General features: G+C 49.3%; 14 protein-coding genes and 1 pseudogene. 8 read left to right on the plus strand and 7 right to left on the minus strand.

Going from position 1 to position 15,000, the window contains the following annotated elements:
* The 3 genes and pseudogenes from A3751_RS19650 to waaF form a co-directional block, all read left to right on the plus strand.
* Window positions 1-1,073: pseudogene (locus A3751_RS19650) on the plus strand (bifunctional glutamine synthetase adenylyltransferase/deadenyltransferase); the annotation flags it as partial.
* Window positions 1,074-1,192: 119 nt separating this feature from the next.
* Complete coding sequence (locus A3751_RS19655) at window positions 1,193-2,113, plus strand: branched-chain amino acid transaminase (protein WP_068458632.1); 921 nt, start codon at window positions 1,193-1,195, stop codon at window positions 2,111-2,113.
* 18 nt (window positions 2,114-2,131) lie between these two features.
* Window positions 2,132-3,151: a lipopolysaccharide heptosyltransferase II gene (waaF, locus tag A3751_RS19660; protein WP_068458633.1), complete on the plus strand. Its 1,020-nt coding sequence runs from the start codon at window positions 2,132-2,134 to the stop codon at window positions 3,149-3,151.
* A gap of 95 nt (window positions 3,152-3,246) precedes the next feature.
* Here waaF and A3751_RS19665 read toward each other — a convergent pair whose 3' ends face one another.
* The 3 genes from A3751_RS19665 to A3751_RS21960 form a co-directional block, all read right to left on the minus strand.
* Window positions 3,247-3,834, minus strand: a complete 588-nt coding sequence (locus A3751_RS19665; RefSeq protein ID WP_068458634.1) for an SIS domain-containing protein — start codon at window positions 3,832-3,834, stop codon at window positions 3,247-3,249.
* An 84-nt stretch (window positions 3,835-3,918) separates the two neighbouring features.
* Window positions 3,919-4,497, minus strand: coding sequence for a D-glycero-beta-D-manno-heptose 1,7-bisphosphate 7-phosphatase (locus tag A3751_RS19670; RefSeq protein WP_068458635.1), 579 nt, complete (start codon window positions 4,495-4,497; stop codon window positions 3,919-3,921).
* 53 nt (window positions 4,498-4,550) lie between these two features.
* On the minus strand, window positions 4,551-6,227 hold the full coding sequence (locus A3751_RS21960) for a glycosyltransferase (protein ID WP_082863397.1): 1,677 nt from the start codon (window positions 6,225-6,227) through the stop codon (window positions 4,551-4,553).
* Window positions 6,228-6,335: 108 nt separating this feature from the next.
* On the opposite strand from A3751_RS21960, the gene A3751_RS19680 reads away from it, so the two are divergent.
* Together A3751_RS19680 and A3751_RS19685 are read left to right on the plus strand one after the other, a co-directional pair.
* Window positions 6,336-7,232: a lysophospholipid acyltransferase family protein gene (locus tag A3751_RS19680; RefSeq protein WP_068458636.1), complete on the plus strand. Its 897-nt coding sequence runs from the start codon at window positions 6,336-6,338 to the stop codon at window positions 7,230-7,232.
* Window positions 7,229-7,981 carry a hypothetical protein gene (locus A3751_RS19685; RefSeq protein ID WP_068458637.1) on the plus strand — a complete coding sequence of 251 codons (753 nt, stop codon included), beginning with the start codon at window positions 7,229-7,231 and terminating at the stop codon, window positions 7,979-7,981. Before A3751_RS19680 ends, A3751_RS19685 begins: the two co-directional genes overlap by 4 nt.
* Window positions 7,982-7,990: 9 nt before the next feature.
* Here the strand turns inward: A3751_RS19685 and A3751_RS19690 are convergent, their stop codons facing one another.
* The 3 genes from A3751_RS19690 to A3751_RS19700 are packed head-to-tail and all read right to left on the minus strand — an operon-like array spanning window position 7,991 to window position 10,822.
* On the minus strand, window positions 7,991-8,695 hold the full coding sequence (locus A3751_RS19690) for a 3-deoxy-D-manno-octulosonic acid kinase (RefSeq protein ID WP_068458638.1): 705 nt from the start codon (window positions 8,693-8,695) through the stop codon (window positions 7,991-7,993).
* Window positions 8,696-8,709: 14 nt separating this feature from the next.
* Window positions 8,710-9,876, minus strand: coding sequence for a glycosyltransferase family 4 protein (locus tag A3751_RS19695; RefSeq protein ID WP_068458639.1), 1,167 nt, complete (start codon window positions 9,874-9,876; stop codon window positions 8,710-8,712).
* A complete protein-coding gene (locus A3751_RS19700) occupies window positions 9,869-10,822 on the minus strand; it encodes an ELM1/GtrOC1 family putative glycosyltransferase (protein WP_068458640.1) in 954 nt (317 codons plus the stop codon). The genes A3751_RS19695 and A3751_RS19700 overlap by 8 nt, the downstream gene beginning before the upstream one ends.
* Window positions 10,823-10,899: 77 nt before the next feature.
* Between A3751_RS19700 and waaA the strand changes: the two genes are divergently transcribed.
* Complete coding sequence (waaA, locus tag A3751_RS19705) at window positions 10,900-12,153, plus strand: lipid IV(A) 3-deoxy-D-manno-octulosonic acid transferase (protein WP_197466542.1); 1,254 nt, start codon at window positions 10,900-10,902, stop codon at window positions 12,151-12,153.
* A gap of 29 nt (window positions 12,154-12,182) precedes the next feature.
* Here waaA and A3751_RS19710 read toward each other — a convergent pair whose 3' ends face one another.
* Complete coding sequence (locus A3751_RS19710; RefSeq protein ID WP_082863399.1) at window positions 12,183-13,535, minus strand: TolC family outer membrane protein; 1,353 nt, start codon at window positions 13,533-13,535, stop codon at window positions 12,183-12,185.
* Window positions 13,536-13,717: 182 nt separating this feature from the next.
* Here A3751_RS19710 and A3751_RS19715 point away from each other — a divergent pair, with 182 nt between their 5' ends.
* Both A3751_RS19715 and A3751_RS19720 read left to right on the plus strand, forming a co-directional pair.
* A complete protein-coding gene (locus A3751_RS19715) occupies window positions 13,718-14,341 on the plus strand; it encodes an NUDIX domain-containing protein (RefSeq protein ID WP_068458642.1) in 624 nt (207 codons plus the stop codon).
* Window positions 14,331-14,810, plus strand: coding sequence for a DUF1249 domain-containing protein (locus A3751_RS19720; protein WP_231871875.1), 480 nt, complete (start codon window positions 14,331-14,333; stop codon window positions 14,808-14,810). The genes A3751_RS19715 and A3751_RS19720 overlap by 11 nt, the downstream gene beginning before the upstream one ends.
* Window positions 14,811-15,000 lie beyond the last annotated feature (190 nt).

The following is a 15,000-nucleotide window of genomic DNA, read 5'->3' on the forward strand; positions in this document are numbered from 1 at the left end:
ATGAGCTTCGCCAGTCTTTACTTCGTATTCCTGAGGATGACTTAGAAGCGCAGATGGATTGTCTGCGCAATTTCAAACAGTCACATATGTTGCGTGTAGCGGCGGCCGAGATAAGCGATGTACTACCTGTCATGAAAGTAAGTGATTACTTAACCTGGCTTGCCGAGGCGTGTGTTGAAGCAGCGATGGAAATCGCATGGCGAAATTTGGTGCAAAAGCATGGTTATCCATCAGCGAAAGGGCGGGCTATTGAACCGGTAGATTGCGCCGGCTTTGCAGTCGTCGGTTATGGCAAGTTGGGCGGTATAGAGCTTGGGTATAGTTCGGATCTGGATATGGTGTTTATCTACAACGCGGAAGATTTTGGTTCGACTGATGGAGATAAGCAGATCAATAACCAACTGTTTTACACCCGGCTAGGTCAGCGACTTGTGCATATACTGGGAGCGCAGACAACGCAGGGCTATTGCTACGAAGTAGATATGCGTTTACGGCCATCTGGTAACTCTGGCATGTTGGTTTCTTCGCTCGCAGCTTTTGAAAAGTATCAGCATAACGATGCTTGGACGTGGGAGCATCAGGCGCTCGTTCGGGCTAGGTTTATTGCTGGCGATTCTGCTTTAGGAGGCGAGTTCGATCGAGTGCGTCAGGACGTGCTTTGCAAGCAGCGCGATCTTACTGATTTGCTGGCCGAAGTGGCTGGAATGCGTCAAAAAATGCGCCTCGCTGCGGTGGATAAGCTCAAATCGCAAGAAATAGCGGATCAGAATATCAAGCAGGGTCGAGGTGGGTTGATTGATATTGAGTTCATTACCCAGTATCTGATTCTAGCTTATGCTCAGGACTACCCTGAGCTTGTGCGTTGGACCGACAATGTTCGCTTGCTTGAATCTCTAGCGGCCACCGTCGATGTGCCTTTGGAGTTTGCGGTCTTGATTGATGCGTACCGAGCTTTACGGTCGGCGCTGCACCGAAAGAGTCTCTCGGGTGTCAGTTATCCCGGTGGTCTGAATGGCTTTGCCAAAGAGCGAGAGCAGGTGCAGCGCGCTTTTGCCGAGTTGTTCAAAGAATGACTCTAGAGCCCTGTTTATCCGTAGGCTAAGACAATCTTAGGTGCTAGAATACGCAACCTTTTTGTTTAATTTGAGATCATAATGCCGGTTTGTCCGGCATACGTAAGGAGTGGTGCGCAATGTCGATGGCTGATAGAGATGGCCTCATTTGGTTTGATGGTGAAATGGTTCCTTGGCGCGATGCGCAGGTGCACGTGTTAACACACACACTTCATTACGGCATGGGTGTCTTTGAGGGCGTTCGTGCATACGAGACAGACAAAGGTACTGCGATCTTTAAACTTCAGGATCATACCGACCGTCTTTTCCGTTCTGCGCACATTATGCGCATGGATATGCCGTTCTCTAAAGAAGAGATTAATCAGGCTCAACTTGCTGTCGTAAAAGAAAATAACCTGAAAGAAGCCTACCTTCGCCCGATGGTTTTTTACGGATCAGAAGGTATGGGTTTGCGTGCCGATAACTTGAAAGTGCACGTTATTGCGGCCGCATGGGAGTGGCCGTCATATATGTCGCCTGAGTTGCGCGAGAAAGGCATTAAAGTACGCACATCATCTTACACCCGCCACCATGTAAACATCAGCATGTGTAAAGCGAAAGCCAATGGTCACTACATCAATTCGATGTTGGCATTGCGTGAAGCTTTAGATTGCGGTTGCGACGAAGCTTTGTTGCTGGACAACGAAGGTTATGTTGCCGAAGGTTCTGGTGAGAACATTTTCATTATTCGTGAAGGCATCATGTTTACCCCAGAGCTGACCTCTTGCCTTGACGGGCTTACGCGTCGCACTATCTTTAGCTTTGCCGAGGAGCTTGGGGTCAAGATTGTTGAGAAGCGGATTACGCGAGACGAGGTCTATGTCGCGGATGAAGCTTTCTTCACCGGCACTGCAGCCGAGGTTCTACCAATTCGTGAGTTAGATGGTCGTCAAATTGGTAACGGTCGTCGCGGTGAGTTGACCGAGAAGTTCCAGACGATGTATTTCGATACGGTGAAAGGACGTCGCCCTCAAAATGCTGATTGGTTGAGCTACGTTTAAACCTGCGGGAGAGCGCGCTTGAAAATATTTGTCGTAGGCCCATCTTGGGTTGGCGATATGGTGATGGCGCAGAGTCTGTTTAAAGCTCTGCGTCAGCGCTTTCCTGATGCACGTATTGACGTGCTCGCGCCTGCTTGGAGTCGCCCCATTATTGAGGCGATGCCTGAGGTTCATCAGGCGATTGATATGCCCTTGGGCCATGGAGCTCTAGAGATTAAGACACGACGGGCACTTGGTCATTCCCTCCGCAAAGAAAAATACGACTGGGCGATTGTATTGCCAAACTCGCTTAAGTCTGCCTTGATTCCATGGTTTGCTAACATTCCGCGTCGCACCGGCTGGAAAGGTGAAATGCGCTATGGCTTGTTGAACGATTTGCGCAAGCTGGATAAGTCTATCTTTTCACTGATGGTGCATAAGTATGTTGGCCTTGCCTACGACAAAGGTACGACGCCTGATTCTTTCGAGTGCCCTACTCCTTCGTTAGTACCTGCTGCTGAGAATATTTCTAATGCCCTGCAAAAATATTCTTTAAGTACCGAGCAGCGTATTCTTGCCTTATGCCCGGGCGCAGAGTTTGGTCGTGCGAAAAAATGGCCGGAGCGGCATTATGCCGAAATTGCAAAGCGCCATATTCAAGAGGGTGGTCAGGTCTGGTTATTTGGTTCGCAAAATGATCAGCAAGCCTGCGATGAGATTGTTGGCCTTGTTTGCTCGTCAGTGAACACAGATGCTGTACAGAATCTTGCCGGACGCACGAGTTTGCAAGAGGCGGTCGCATTGATGTCGCAGGCAGATAAAGCAGTCGCTAATGACTCGGGCTTGATGCATGTAGCTGCGGGCTTGGGTGTGCCGATCGTTGCTTTATTTGGCTCAACGTCACCAGACTATACTCCGCCTTTGAGCGAAAAATCGGCGGTCATTAAAGCGGAGATTGATTGCAGTCCTTGTTTTAAGCGCGACTGTCCTTTTGGGCACTACAAGTGCTTGGAAGAGATGGCGCCAGATCGAGTTTGGAGCGCGCTAAAGAATCTTTAGCGCGTTGCGGTTGCAGCACGCGCGATGTGTCACTGAGCCAATAGTTTGAAAAGGTTGGGCTGATCGATTTGACGCAACCCATAGAGCTTTATGGTTTAATCTTTTGGCAGTTCTGGGCAGAGTGCTTGCTCAATACCATCACACAAAATATGTCCAAGCATAATGTGCGCTTCTTGAATCGTTGCCGTTAGCGGCGCGGGTACTGCCAGGCAGGTGTCAGAAAGCTCTTTCAGCTTGCCTTTCTCTCCGCTCATTCCGATGACTTTTATGCCTTTTTTTCGCGCAACTTCGATTGCTTTGACGATGTTCCCTGAGTTGCCTGAGGTAGAGATGGCTACCAGTACATCACCTTCCTGGCCTAGGCCCGAAAGCTGGCGCGAGAACACGTCCTCATAGCCATAATCATTTCCGATCGCAGTGAGCGCCGAGGTGTCGGTGGTGATGGCAATCGCAGCGAGCGATTCCCGGTCATAGCGATACCGACCAACAAGCTCGGCTGCGAGGTGCTGTGCATCTGAAGCGCTACCGCCATTTCCAGCGAAGAGAATCTTCTTGTCGTCTCGAAGAGCCTCGACGCAAAGTGCGATGGACTGATCTAACTGATCAAGAAGCGACTCGTTACTCAGGATACGTTGTTTTGCTTCTATACTGCGCTCGATATGGGCTTTGATGCGATCGCTCATTCAATAAATCCACGTTTGTTAGGTTGGGTTGAGACGAAAAGGGCTTGGCATTGCGACTCTTCAGTTCAGGTGCTGAAGTATAGTTTACAGCAACCTACTAATACTACTAAGGCTTCGTGCTGCGTAAAACCGTCCAGAACGTTCACGGTATAGATCTGGATAAATGAGGTCGTCGAAAGGTCGTTTGGGTGAGTGATGTTCGGGGTCTTTAAATAGCACCGCTTTACCAACCTCTGCTGCTCGTGCGCAAACGATATCGGACCAGCTGTCACCGACCATAATGCTGTTGCTTAGGTTGAGTTTATAATCGCGCGCGGCTTTATGAATCATGCCAGGCTTTGGTTTTCGGCAGGTACAGGGGCTCGATAGCTTTGGGTGGTGCGGACAGTGATAGGTATGACGGATCTGAATACCTTGCGCGCGAAATTGCGACTCTATCCATTGCGAAAACTGATGGAACTGCTGGTTGTCATAATACCCCCTCGCAATGCCGCTTTGATTGGTCACAATAATAATCGTATAGCCTTTTCGTTGTGCTGCTGCGCAAAGGTCAAAGATGCCTTTCACAAAGCTGCAGTCTTCGGGTCTGTGCACGTAGCCATGATTAACGTTGATGACGCCGTCTCGGTCGAGCAATAGGGCTTTGCGGGTTAAGTAAGTCATTTATTAGCGCTTTGTGGTTGTCCGATGTTTGATCACAAATTGTCAGGTGTGTTTTAGGGGGCGCTCAACAAAGGATGTTTGGAAATCATCTCGGCTAATTTTGCATGCCCTGCAGGAGAGAAATGTGTCGCATCTTGATAATAGTCTTGCATGTTTGTTGCGAACACCTCGTAGCAATGGATCAGGCTAGCATGAGCGTATTGTTCAGCCAACTCAGCCAAGGCGGCATTATACGCTTGTATGGCAGGGTTGCGCGAATCGTCTTGGTTGGGTGCGGTTTCGATCAGAAATACAGGGCAGCTGACGGCATCCAAAATTTTTGCGATGTTGGCCTGATATTCCTCTATCGGCACCTGGTTGGTCATGCCGAAGAGCTTGCCAATGCCGATCTTTCGGCCATATTTCTTCCATTTTTTGACCCAGCGACGGAAAAAGCGTCGGCGAGCATTATCTGGGTAATACAAGACATACGGCGCTGCTTTGAGAGTTGACCAACTATCGACCAAGCCGTACTGAATAAATACCGCGTTGAGGTGATCATGACCAAAGTGTGCAAAATACTTGAGTGCTTCTCGTGTTGTTGCCATCGTTTGGCCACAATTTTGGATGCGCCGATTTAGCGCTTCGCCAACAAGAGCCGGGTACGCCTGGCCTTTTAGCTGTTCTGTTCCGCAGGTGTTGCAATCGCCAAGAAATAGCAACTCGCTGCGTCGCACTAACTGCCTGTACAAAGTGCATGTTCTCGAGACCATCGCCTCTTGTGTAAATTCATTTCGAATGGCTTCGAACAAGCTGCTTTGAGCTTTTCTGTGTTGATCCAGCACATTACTCGCATTGGAAAGAAATTGCCGGAGATCGTCAGGCGTTTTGGAGGGGATGAGAGACTGCTTTGGAAGCAGGCTCGCAGCGCCTGATACAGGCGTTGAGAGCACAGGTGTGCTGGCAGCAAGTGCCTCCAGCATAGTCAGGCTCATGCCCTCGCGTTCGGATATGCTCAGAACGGCATCTGCAGCGGCGAGGAGCCCAGGAGCGTCATTGCGATTGCCGATCAACAGAATGCGCTCTGTAGTCAGTTGTTTCAGTTCTTTGAACATCGGGCCGTCGCCGGCGATGACAAGGTTGACGGGCAAATCTCGGCATGCCCGCATTGCCAGATGATAGCGTTTGACTGGAGCCAGGCGCCCCGCGCAAAGTAGCAGCGGTAAACTCGCATCAAGATTTAGCTCTGTGCATAGCTGCTCTTTGCTAATGAGTGGCCCTCGGTATGGCGGTATACCGTTCTCTATTAATACGGCTGGAAAGCCTTCTTCTTGAAGGTGCGTATAAATTTCTTTACTTACGCCGATGCACGCGTCCATGCCTTTTAGAACGCGTAGGTCTTTTTTCTCGCCGTGTATAGACACAACGCGCTTACAGTCTTTATATCTCGGAAGCGCTTGCAGTAACGCGGCTGCTTTTAGGCCATGAGCATGAATAATGTCCGGTTTAACGTGCTCAATGACACTGAGTAAAGTGTTCTTTAGAGCTGGATGGCGTCGGCTCTTTTCTGTCGGCAGGGCATGCAATACAGCCTCTTTGCTGATTTGCTCAAGTAGCTGGGGGCTTGCTGCGATATGTACTTCATGATCTGTGCCGATAAGGCCATCACAAATAGCGATCACCTGTTTTTCCATGCCACCAAGCTGGTTGCCATGTGATGCGCAAATTTGAAGTGTGCGAAGTGAGCTCATGCCATCAAGCTTAAATGCATTGGTACATTGAAGTCGAGGCTGTAATTCATAAATAGATGCTCTAAACTTCGGGGCAAATAATTCACAGCTTAGAGCCCGCTCTCATTCATGAAAGATAAAATTCTCGCTTGGTTGGTTGTTCGCGTTTTGAAGATGCTTGCACGGCTTTCATATGCTAGTTCTCAGAAGCTTGGGCGTGCGATCGGGCGTATATTGTGGTGGGGTGACTCAAGCCTGACACGTGTTACGAAGGTAAACGTGGAGCTGGCATTTCCTGAGTTAAATAACGAACAACAGCAAGCCTTAATTAAATCCAGTCTTACTGAGACCGCAAAACTGTTCTGTGAGTTTGGCGCGATGTGGGAATGGCCATCTGACAAGGCATTAGGCTTGATTCGTTCGGTAGAGGGCAAAGAGCTGTTTGATATGGCTCTTGAACAGAAAAAAGGCCTGATCGTGCTCGCCCCTCACCATGGAAATTGGGAGTTGGTTGGCCTATATCTATCGACGCTCCGACCGATGGCCGCTTTATATCGACCCCCAAAGATTAAGCCTTTAGAAGAATATATGTCGTCAGTTAGGGGGCGGCATGGCTCAGAACTTGTGCCGACAACCAAGCGAGGTGTTGTCCGCTTGTTTTCGATCCTGCGAGAGAACGGTATGGTTGGGATTTTGCCGGATCAGGTTCCTGGTGGAACCGGCGGGGTGTTTGCCCCTTTTATGGGGGTTGAGTCGAATACCATTAAATTGGTTTCGCGTTTGATTGAAAAAACGGATTGTCTTGTGGTTAGTCTTGTTGCGCTGCGAAGAGATGATGGTACTGGTTTTGATATGGTGTTCCGCAAGGCGGACCCTGAAATCTACAGTAGCGACCTACTGACTTCGGTAACAGCGATGAATCGCACGGTAGAAGCGTGTGTGCGTGATCGGCCCGAGCAGTATCAGTGGGAATACAAACGTTTTAAAGATGCCCGTAAGGGTAGTCGTCATACATACGGGCCATGAACGTATCTCGCACCGTCGTTTGCTTAAAATGGGGTGACATGTATGGCCCAGAATATGTGAATCGCCTCTTCGCGATGGTCAGCCGCAATGTGGATTCGCCCGTTCGCTTTGTCTGTTTTACGGAAGATGCAACTGGCCTTCGTGATGACATCGAGATAAAAGCACTTCCTGACTTTCCAGAGCCCCCCTACAAATACGCTCGCTATTGTTCTGCTTGGCGTAAGCTCGCCTTGTTTGATGCCGCCAAGTTAGGCCTTGAAGGCCGAGTCTTATTTCTTGATCTGGATATTGTGATTTTGCGATCTATAGAGCCTCTATTTGAAGGCGCTGCGCCGTTTATGATGTTGGAAAACTGGTATCAGCCTGGAAAGGGTCAGGCCTCTGTAATGCGTTTTGATGGCGATAGCATGAAGCCTGTTTTAACGCGTTATCTTGCGGATCCGATTGCGGTGTTGGAAGAGTTCGTGACAGAGCAGGAATATATTTGGGCGAAAGCCATTAGTGGGGCATCATTTTTTGATGATCGCTTGTGCCTTAGTTTCAAAAAACATGTCATGCATTCGGGCTTGATGCGTTTTTCCTCTCGCCATTACGAGACGCCTAGAGGAGCGAGCATGTTGGTGTTTCATGGTCGCCCAAATCCACCAGACGCAATTAGAGGAGAGTGGGGTAAGCCGATGCCTAGGTTGAAGCGTTGGTGGAAAGGACTAAAACCTTGTCCGTGGATTGCAGAGTATTGGCGAGAGTAGCCGCTGGGCTTATTTTTTCGTGAGGCTTTGCTGGTAAAAGTGCATAAAATCGCACCAGTTTTGGTCAGTCCAAATAATACCGTGTCGAACCTGTTCCTTCATGAAGCTGCGTTGCAATCGTTCCAGCATTCGCATTCGATGACGTTGTTTTAGCCGAAGAATCTTTGCCTGATCAAAATCGATGATCCAAACCTTCTGTTTGTTATCAACCAGTATGTTCTGGATATTCAAGTCTGGATGCCAAACGCCAAAGTTATGCAGCTGAGCGACAGTTTCGGCAATATCTTGAATGATCGTATTGGTCGCCGGTGCCTGAAAAACTTGTAGAAGATCTTGCGCATTGGGTATACGGCGAGTAATCAGGTCTGCCGTGTAACTTCTTCCTTTGCGAATAACCCGTGCGGCAGCTGGCTCAGGAACGGGTAGTCCTGCATCAAAAAGTGCCTGTAAAACTGAAAACTCCTTGAATGACCGTGTGTTCTTCGCACCCGTATAAACGTAGGCATCACGGTTGATACGGCTCATCAAGCCGCCGCGATAGTAATGGCGCAAAACGAGGGAATGCGTGCGATGTCGTACAAACCACGTAGTGCCGCGGCCTCGCTCGTGCCCCTCAATGGCATGTTTGGTTTGCCAATATTTGGGTTCGAAGTAATCGCTACTTTCTTTTTGGAAGATACGGCGATTAATGATGATCTTTGTGTTTTGGGACATGGTTTCGCGCGCGGTTAACGTCCGTGTAGTGTAGTCGAATCTTGCCAAAGCTGTTGGTACAGCTCCAGTGTTTTTTGTGTCATTTGCAATCGTTGAAAATGGAGCTGCACGAAGTTTCGAGCCGCTACTCCCATTAGACTGCGATTTTTGAGTGGGATCGACATTAAAGCCGTAATTTTCTCAGTGAGTGATTGGCTGTCATTCGCTTTGAACAGGCCCAGTTGTAACTCGGGTGCGATAATGCTTCGATTTGCTCCTTGATCCGGTGCGAGCACCAGGCATTGCATGGCTTGCGCCTCGATCATTGTTCGTCCAAAAGATTCTGGTTTTCGTGTCGCAGATACCACCGCATCCGCTTGGTGATAAAATTCCCGTAAATCCCTGTGCCCGTTTACGAACTCAATTTTTGGCGAAAGGGAGGTGGCGCGTTCACGAAGCGATTGGTAATAGTGTTCTTTGCCGTGACTGCTGCCAACAAAAATGATCTTAAGAGGTCTATCTGTTATTGGCTCGACGGCATCTAGCAGAAGTTGATGGCCCTTGAGCTCTGAGAATCGTCCGGGTAAAAGAAGTGTAAAGGGTTTCTCTGGGCCTTTTGTTGACGTCGTTACTTGGGCTGGTTTCTTAGTTGCATGCGTTGAGATAGACGGGCTTACCTGAATGGAGCGGGTGTAGTAGTCGGTATCTACGCCTCGATTAATCTGCACCACATTCTTCGCCCATGGATAGGTTTCGCGTATATGGTGCTCTATGAATTCTGAGACTGCGATACACGCTCGTCCTCTTAACATCGCCGAGTTGTACAAGCGCTTGAGCGCATTCTTGTGTCCATAACAACCGTGGAAGGTGCTGATAAATGGGACGCCCGTCGAACGTGAAGCAAGGTAGACGCTCCATGCCGGCGCTCGTGAGCGCACGTGCAGTAAATCGATGTTTTGCTCGTTGATCAGTCTTTCTAGATGTCTCGCGTTACGCATGATCTGAATAGGGTTTTTACGATCGAGCGGAAGTTGGTAATGGGCGACGTTCCACTCGGTTAGCCGCTGCGCAAGTTTGCCTCCAGAAGAGGCGACGCTCGATCGATGACCTTGTTGGCTAAGAAACTCGGCAAGCTCTAATGTGCCTTGCTCAACACCACCACTTTCCAGGGCGGGGAGCACTTGCAGGATGTGATTAAACATCTTGCCCCTCGTGTTTTGATCGCCAGGTTTCATATCGCATCAAGAGCCACTCAGTTGCTCTTTCAGCTTCATGCAGTCCGGTCTGCTGGCGGTTGTTTATGTCTGATTCAGGCGAGAGGTCTGCGAGCCTCATTACATGGTTTTCCCGATATAGTCGCTCAAGTTCATTGCGAAGACGATTCTTTCTAAATAATTTATGACGCGTGGCGAGCTCTATGACGCCAGTGGGTTTCGCGGCAGAGAGCGCCTCGTAAATCATGTTGCTGCTGTCGGCGCTGACCCAAACTTGTTTTGCGCGGTGTATTGCTTGGTCCAGATCATGGTTTGCGCTCAAAAAACGTAGCCTTGGTAGCTCGGCTTTGATTCTTTCGATTGTTGTGTCTGGAGTCCGACGAGAGGGTGAGAGTAGCCAGGGAAGGTCCGTGTCGTGTCTGACTAGTTGTTTGACAGTGGTCAGTATGCGCTCCGAACTCCAGTTGAAATGTTTGCTGGGGCCTCCCAGCAAGATCAGGTTGTGTTGCGGCGATCGATCTGGGGCGTTTTCATAAGGCTTTCGGTCCGGCGTTGTTAGATGCTGAATAGTATTGATGGGACCTTTGGTGACAAACACGCGAGAGCTCGCTTTTGGGTCGTCATGACGGGGGCAGATTACCGCATCAAATAGAAACATCGGCAAGCTTGGGGTCATCAGAACGACGCTAAACGCGCGATGCCTCCGGGCAAGTCGCCACAGCGGCCAATGGGTTTTGTGGCCCGCACCAATGCAGATATCGAAACGAAGTGCGTGATTTAGCAAGGCGACTGACTGTTGGTCTACCCAGTGCGTTGTGCACAGTGCGCGTTTCATGAGCTGATTTTCCAAGCCCCTAAGTTGCTTCTGATGCCCGATGCGGTCATCGTGAACGAAACAAATAGAAAGTGGCTTGGCGTGGTTTGCTTGCGGCATAGTGATTGGGCTGCTATCTGAGCTAAGGTATACTCGCCCGCGTTATCGATAGGACGTTTTTGGTTATGGTTCGTTTAGTGTACTCAATTCTAGTGGCCATCTGCATGCCTTTTGTATTGCTACGTTTGTGGATGAGAGGTTTAAAGGCGCCTGAATATCGAACTCGTCGTCTGGAGCGTATGGGCTTTTTTGAGGCCCCAGAGCAAGCGCAGGACATTTGGGTGCACGCAGTATCTGTTGGTGAGTTGCTTGCAGCCGAGCCGATTATTCGTGAGCTACAGTCCCGTTATCCCGAGAAAAAAATCACCATCACTACCATGACGCCAACGAGCTCAGCCTTGCTTGACAAGCTGTTTGGCGACAGTGTTTTTCACGTCTATGCACCCTACGATTTTCCGCTTTTCGTGCGCGCTTTTTTAAAGCGTATACGTCCAAGCTTTGTGATCATCATGGAAACAGAGTTATGGCCAAACATGATTCACGGCGCGCGAGCCTTGGGCTGTCCTGTTGTGCTGGCCAATGCGCGCTTATCTGAGCGCTCTGCGAAAGGTTACCGACGCTTATTGCCAATGGTGTCATGGCTGTTTGAGAGTTTGCAGCTGGTGCTGTGTCAACACCAGCCAGATGCTCAACGCTTCGCGACACTGGGTATTTCTGCTGAAAAAATTGGTGTGACAGGAAGTGTTAAGTTCGATATCGACGTTGATAGCTCAGTCGCTGAGAGCGGAGCACGGCTGAGGGAAAATGTGCCTGATGACACAACAATCTGGATTGCGGCGAGCACGCACGAGGGTGAAGATGCGAAAGTGCTTTCAGTACACCGTCAGCTCAAGCAGCATTTTCCTTCCTTAACGTTGATTTTGGTTCCACGGCATCCTGAGCGTTTCGAGTCTGCATACGATCAGGCATCTGAGGCGGGATTCCAAACCAGCCGATTCAGTTCGTCTCCCTTGATTGGCGCAAAAGACGATGTCTATGTTCTGGATGCGATGGGCCAATTAATGCGCTTTTATGCGGCGAGTGACTTGGTGTTTATAGGCGGTTCGCTCGCTGAGGTGGGTGGGCATAACCCGATTGAGCCGGGCGCGTTAGGCAAGGCCATGCTGATAGGTCCGCATTACTTTAACTTTCAAATGATCTGCCAGGAATTTATGGATAGTGGAGCGCTGCAAACCGTTGCCGATGAGAACGAGCTATTTGAAGCGTTAAGAAGCTTGATTGAATGCCCTGATATTGCGAGAGCGAAGGGTGAAAAAGCGTATGCCGTTGTTGAGAGAGGAAAAGGTGCGACCGGTCGTGTGGTTGACGCGATCGCTCCTTTTTTCAATTAACAAAAAGTCTAAAGTGGTAAAGCTCTGCTTTAGTTAGATGCCTCGATGAGATAGTTGTTAATTGCTAAGACGTCTTCTTCTGTGAGCGTACCAGCCGCCTGTTTCAATTTTAAACCGCTGATAACGAAGTCGAAGCGCGCACTCGCGTGATCACGCAATGCGGTAAAGTAGTTTCGCTCTGCATCCAGCACCTCAACAATGTTTCGAGTCCCTACGTTGTATCCCTCTCGTGTTGCCTCTAACGCACTTTCACGAGAGACAATGTTTTGTTGCAATGACTCTACGGTTTGTACGTTCGTTCTTAGATTGATGAACTCTGAACGAGTTTGTATTTCTGCGGAACGTTGCGCTGAGGTAAGTTGATGGCGTGCTTGCTCGGCTAAGAATCTTGAGCGCTTAGAGGCTGCTTGTGTTGCGCCGCCAGAATAGAGAGGCAGGTTAAAGTTTAGGGCGATATTGCTTTCTTCCGTTCCCAAAGCACCGTTGGCGGGAGGCAGCCCCTGCTTATAGTTATCAAGAGAGGTATCATTGAGTCCTGCAGTTAGAGTAAGCGTCGGGTAGTGGCCCGAGCGCTTCGATTTATAATCCGCTTCAAAGGCTTTAACGCCAAACTGTGCGGCGATCACCGAAAGGTTGTTTTCAAGAGAGCTGGCAACCCAAGAATCGATTTTCTCGGTTGGATCGATGCTTATCGGGTACTCTTCCGATAAGCTTTTGAGGTTCGTTGCGTACTGGCCTGTGATGCGCGAAAGAGTCTCGCGTGCAATCGTCAGTGCGCCCTCGACTCGAATTCTGGTGGTTTGCGATGAGTCGTAAGAGGCTTTCGCTTCATGCACATCGGTGATCGCGATTAGTCCAACATCGAACTGTTCTTTGGCTTGTTCATACTGACGCTTTACGGCAATTTCAAGCGCGCGGCTCGCTGTCAGATCTACCTCTGAACGAAGAACGTCAAAATACGCTTCTGCCACTTTTAAAATAAGGTCTTGCTGTGCAGCGAGGTACTCTGCTTCAGCTCGTGCAGAGCCGAACTCCGCAGCGGACAAAGTGTACCAGCTAGGCATGCTCAAAAGAGGCTGGGTTAGGGTGACGCCGTATGCCGTTGTTTCGTATGAGTCGGAAGTGCCAGAGTCTTCCTTTACTTCGCGGTCAGTGAAGCCTTTGCTTGCCGTTGCATCGAGCTGCGGCAATAGGCTAGCTAAGGCACTGTTTTCTTGTTCCTGCTCGGCCTTGTAAGCGGACTCCGCCGCAGCAATGTCTGCATCGTAACTAATTGCGCTTTGGTACATTTGCGCCAGATCATAGGTATCTGCGTAAGCTATGTTCGTACCAATAGAGCAGGCGATCCCTGTGCTCAGGACTAGTTTTGCGAAAGTGTTCATTACTACTCGAGTTCCTCATTTCTGTATAGGTGCTGTTGGCTAGGTGCTTTTGGCATCTATGTCGTGTTTCGACAGTAGCGCCATTATGGACAATAAATATCCATAACTCTACACTGCGGCTTCGAATAAGTGGGCGCGCGTTGGAAAGGCATGTTCCAAAATCTTTTGTATACCGGAGCGTTATGAAAACCTACTCGCATGATGATTGGCAGTTGGTGAACGAGGAGGTGTGTTTTTCAGGCTTTTTCAAGCTTGTGCGTTATCATTTTCAGCACACTCGGTTTGATGGATCACAGAGCCCTACGCTGTCGCGAGAAGTGTTTGTTCGAGGTGATGCAACGTGTGTTTTGTTGTACGACCCCTCTCTGCAGGCGCTAGTGCTCGTTGAGCAATTTAGGGCAGGAGGTTTGTTGCACAGCGATTCGCCGTGGATGTTGGAGTTGGTGGCCGGCATTAACGAACAGGGCGAAGCGCCAGAAGAGGTAGCGTGTCGCGAGGCAGTAGAAGAAGCGGATGCGCACATACTAGATCTGATGCCCATATATGATTTTTTTCCGTCTCCCGGTGGTTCCACTGAACGTATTCATCTCTTTCTGGGGCTGGTTGATGCGCGGGCCCTAGGTGGTGTCCACGGGCTGGCCGAAGAAGGGGAAGACATTAAGGTGCATGTACTTGATCTCCCCGAAGCCGTCTCCATGCTAAGTCGTGGCGAAATTGATAACTCGCCCGCTATTATTGCTATTCAGTGGTTGCTGCTCAATAAAACGCGAGTTGATGATGTTTGGAGTGGCGATTTTGACCAATAAATCCAGTCAAAACATGCGCCGTAAAAAATACGTGCCCGATATTGTCCAACTTGGTGCTCTTTTTGAGAGTAACTATCGAAGAATCATGAAACTGCTGCATCTTGTTGGCGAAGATGATGAGTTAAATATCCTGCTTTACAATGGCGCGCATTATATCGGCACTGTAAACGCTAAGAATATCGAGAGCTCAAAGTACACCGATACTATATTGTTGCAGCAAACATCCACCGCAGGGCAGTGGTTGAATAATCCGGTGCTGACGGTACGCATGTATCACGATGCGGGCGTCGCGGAAGTCATTAGTAGTCGTGGGCATCGCCCTCTTGAGGGTAGAAACGACTATCCGAACAAGTTTATGCATCACCCAGATGAAAAGGTTCAGTTGAATCGCTTTCTTGCCGAATGGCTGGGATTTTGCCTCAGATTTGGGATTTGTGATACGCACCCCTTTAGCCCCGATAAACTGTGAATTGCCCATAAGACAATCGCTCACTTAGAGAATATTATTCCGTTAAGCCATCTTGAAGCGAGTATTGCCGGAAAATGTTGCATAGATAGAACGGTGTTTGGCGGGAAATTGCCCTAGATTTGTGAGCTAGCTAACGCGACACTAATAACAATTTTGACCGATTCGCATACCTGAACCATTATTACTAGAA

This window comes from Oleiphilus sp. HI0080, from assembly GCF_001635135.1.

Bases quoted from the DNA above. Each gene is read 5' to 3' on its own strand.
- A3751_RS19655 (WP_068458632.1), top strand. From the start codon at position 1,193: ATGTCGATGGCTGATAGAGATGGCCTCATTTGGTTTGATGGTGAAATG.
- A3751_RS19665 (WP_068458634.1), bottom strand. From the start codon at position 3,834: ATGAGCGATCGCATCAAAGCCCATATCGAGCGCAGTATAGAAGCAAAA.
- A3751_RS19670 (WP_068458635.1), bottom strand. From the start codon at position 4,497: ATGACTTACTTAACCCGCAAAGCCCTATTGCTCGACCGAGACGGCGTC.
- A3751_RS21960 (WP_082863397.1), bottom strand. From the start codon at position 6,227: ATGAGCTCACTTCGCACACTTCAAATTTGCGCATCACATGGCAACCAG.
- A3751_RS19680 (WP_068458636.1), top strand. From the start codon at position 6,336: ATGAAAGATAAAATTCTCGCTTGGTTGGTTGTTCGCGTTTTGAAGATG.
- A3751_RS19685 (WP_068458637.1), top strand. From the start codon at position 7,229: ATGAACGTATCTCGCACCGTCGTTTGCTTAAAATGGGGTGACATGTAT.
- A3751_RS19690 (WP_068458638.1), bottom strand. From the start codon at position 8,695: ATGTCCCAAAACACAAAGATCATCATTAATCGCCGTATCTTCCAAAAA.
- A3751_RS19695 (WP_068458639.1), bottom strand. From the start codon at position 9,876: ATGTTTAATCACATCCTGCAAGTGCTCCCCGCCCTGGAAAGTGGTGGT.
- A3751_RS19700 (WP_068458640.1), bottom strand. From the start codon at position 10,822: ATGCCGCAAGCAAACCACGCCAAGCCACTTTCTATTTGTTTCGTTCAC.
- A3751_RS19710 (WP_082863399.1), bottom strand. From the start codon at position 13,535: ATGAACACTTTCGCAAAACTAGTCCTGAGCACAGGGATCGCCTGCTCT.
- A3751_RS19715 (WP_068458642.1), top strand. From the start codon at position 13,718: ATGAAAACCTACTCGCATGATGATTGGCAGTTGGTGAACGAGGAGGTG.